Below are 3,044 nucleotides of genomic sequence, written 5' to 3'. Positions count from 1 at the left end.
TAACTTTTGTGCTGAAAAGCCCGCCCATCACCAATCTGCAAAACGTTGGCGGTAATTCTAAAATGACGGTGCTTCATTGAAAGAACTGCAAAACGGACGACAATTTTAATTACATTTGAGAGATGAATTTAAAGGATAAAAACAAGTATAAATCGGTCTTCAAAAAGGAGCTTGACAAGTTTGCGGACAAGCTCGAAAAATATGTTTCTACCGACAATGGCGACTGGACTGTAAAGGGTTTTATTGACGTTTACAAAAACATCTATACGATTTCCTCTGACACCAAAATCGTTTCAAAAATTCTTGAAATACACATCTTCCCGCAAATTTTGCAGTTTGCAGACAGCATCGGTTACAAAATCATTCTTGCCGAAAAACAAAATTGGTATCCTGACTTGACTTTCGTTAAAAAGGACAATGAAGAAGTAAAATTTGCACTTGACATAAAAACCACTTTCAGACGAAACGATAAAACGGCAGGTTTTACGCTTGGCAGTCACGGTGGATATTTCAAAGAAAGAGATAAGGACAAGAATATTCAGTTTCCTTACAATCAATACACGGGACATTATTGCTTGGGCGTTATTTACACCCGGACAGATGTTTCAGACGACCTTGCCGAAACAGAGATTTATCAAGTTCAGGAACTTCAAGAAGAATATGAAACGCCAAACAAAAAGGTTGGTGAGCGTTCGGTTACGACAGTTAAGAACTTAAAATCCATTACTTCGGTAATCAAGGACTTTGACTTTTTCGCAGCAGAGAAATGGAAAATTGCAAGCGATAAACAAGGTTCGGGCAATACAGCAAATATTGGTTCAATCTTCGACATTGAAGACCTGAAAAATGAAAATGGGATTTTTAGCAAGTTAGGAGAAGAATGGTTTGACGAATACTGGATAAATCACGGTTCAGCTACAATGGTAAAGGACGGAAAGCCGACTAAAATTACCACGCTTAAAGATTTCTTGGAGTTCAAAGGCAGAACAGACCTTTGGGATAAAATCGTTTCTAAAACTTCTAACAAGAAAACGAAATGAGAGTAATCGTTCCACCAATAAAAAGTCAGGGCATAAAAACCAAGTTAGTTCCTTGGATAATGGAACTTGCCCCAAAAGTTTCGGGCAAGTGGATTGAGCCATTTCTTGGAACTGGTGTAGTTGCTTTTAATTCGGGTTACAAAAAAGCTATTCTCAACGACACTAATCCCCACATTATCAATTTTTACAAGGGTATTCAAGACAAGACAATAACTGCACCTTTAATGAAACAATATCTCGAAAGAGAAGGCGAGTTATTGAGCAAAGCTGAGAATAACGGTTACGAACATTATTTGAAAGTGCGGACACGTTTTAATAGCGGAGAGTTTTCACCCTACGATTTTATTTTTCTTTCTAGAGCGGGTTTCAACGGAATGATGCGATTTGGAAGCAAGGGAAATTGGAACATTCCATTTTGCAAAAAGCCAGACCGTTTTGCACAAGCATACATTACTAAAATTACAAATCAGGTTGCGACAGTTTCGCAAATCATACAGCCAGAACCAAAGTGGACTTTTCACAACAAATCGTTTGCAGACATTATTCCGCTTGCGACAGAGAATGACATTATCTATTGCGACCCACCATATTACGGCAGACACGTTGACTACTATAACGGATGGACAGAGCAAGACGAAGAACTTTTATTCAATTTGCTTTCCGAAACAAAAGCAAAATTTATTCTTTCCACTTGGCATCATAACGACTGGAGAGAGAACGAAATGATTAATAAGTTTTGGAGCAGGTTCAACATCGTAACCAAAGACCATTTTTATCATAACGGTGGCAACATTGAGAACAGGCGAACAGTTGTTGAAGCATTGGTTTGCAACTTCGACACAGACAACTTTGAAACCCACAATCACGGACTGAAAGTGCAAACAAAACCTGAACAATTAGCAATACACTGGGACGAATGAGAAGAAGAACTACCGCNGTTTTAAAATGTTGGCTAACGCCCCAGGCGATTTGCGAAGTGATTTGCATTTTGCAGGCCGCTTTGTTGCCGGACAGTCCCGAAGGGCTGGCCGGGGTAAATCGCCTGGGGCGTTGTGCGGGAAGCCCGTAGGGATTTCCGCACAACGTTTTGGCGCTTGGCGAAGGCGGAGATTTTTAGCACTAAACTTCATTAAATGCACAATGCTTGAATTTTGCGCTTCACTTTCATAGAAGCACAAAACCCCCGCTTTTGCAAAACGGCTGTTATAGGGCGTTTTTCTTGTCATTTGTAATAATAATACCAATTGCTTTCGTAGTTTTTATCAAAATTTTCTTTGCTGTCCAAATAAACCTGAATGTCAGTTCTTTTGAAATAATTGAATTCGTCAAATGGTTTTATGAAGTCAAAGAATTTGTCTGCCCACATTGTTTTAATTTCAGGCTTATCATATTCTTTAACTTTCTCGTCTGTAAACATAAAAAATGTTGGAATATTAAAACCTATTGATATTGTCCAAATGTCTTTGTTGTCAAACGAATTAATAAATTCTTCCGTCTGTTTTTGAGTTATTTTATATGTCGCTTCAAGCTTTGCAATTGGTTTAAATGCACCATAAATAACAAATACATTGTCTGTTAAATAAATACCGTTCTTGTTAAGTCCGAAAATGTTTGAAAATGAACCGTTATTTTTTGAAAGGCCTTGTTGTTTAATTATTTCAGCAAATTTTTCTCCAATTGCTTTCTGTTTCGATTTGTCAAAGTATGAAATGTCGTTAGTCAAGAATTTGTTTTTTTCTTTTTCATATTCAAAGAAAATTTGAACTCTTGGTGTTTTATTGTCTAATGTGTCGTAAATGATATTAATTGTCTTTACGTTAAACGTCTTGTCTATCCACTCTGCGAGAGGAACAAACTCGGGCTTCATCCTTTCTGTCCCAAGGATTATTCGTTTTGTTTGTGTATACTCTTTGTCAGATGGTAATATCATTTTGTCGTTGTCGTCTTTTAAAATGCCCTATAACGCCCCAGGCGATTTGCGAAGTGATTTGCATTTTGCAAATC

General features: G+C 37.6%; 3 protein-coding genes. 2 read left to right on the top strand and 1 reads right to left on the bottom strand.

What is annotated here, in order from left to right:
• Nucleotides 1–122 precede the first annotated feature (122 nt).
• Nucleotides 123–1,040 (top strand): type II restriction endonuclease, encoded by a 918-nt coding sequence (locus CHU92_RS06610; RefSeq protein WP_094413836.1) that lies wholly within the window; start codon nt 123–125, stop codon nt 1,038–1,040.
• On the top strand, nt 1,037–1,960 hold the full coding sequence (locus tag CHU92_RS06605; RefSeq protein WP_094413834.1) for a DNA adenine methylase: 924 nt from the start codon (nt 1,037–1,039) through the stop codon (nt 1,958–1,960). The genes CHU92_RS06610 and CHU92_RS06605 overlap by 4 nt, the downstream gene beginning before the upstream one ends.
• Nucleotides 1,961–2,262: 302 nt before the next feature.
• Here the strand turns inward: CHU92_RS06605 and CHU92_RS06595 are convergent, their stop codons facing one another.
• Nucleotides 2,263–2,970: a hypothetical protein gene (locus tag CHU92_RS06595; RefSeq protein ID WP_094413830.1), complete on the bottom strand. Its 708-nt coding sequence runs from the start codon at nt 2,968–2,970 to the stop codon at nt 2,263–2,265.
• Nucleotides 2,971–3,044: the final 74 nt, after the last annotated feature.

It is taken from the genome of Flavobacterium cyanobacteriorum, from assembly GCF_002251835.1.
Taxonomy (GTDB): Bacteria; Bacteroidota; Bacteroidia; order Flavobacteriales; family Flavobacteriaceae; genus Flavobacterium; species Flavobacterium cyanobacteriorum.
Note: the sequence above shows the minus strand (reverse complement) of the source record. Positions and strands in the feature narration are given on the sequence as shown.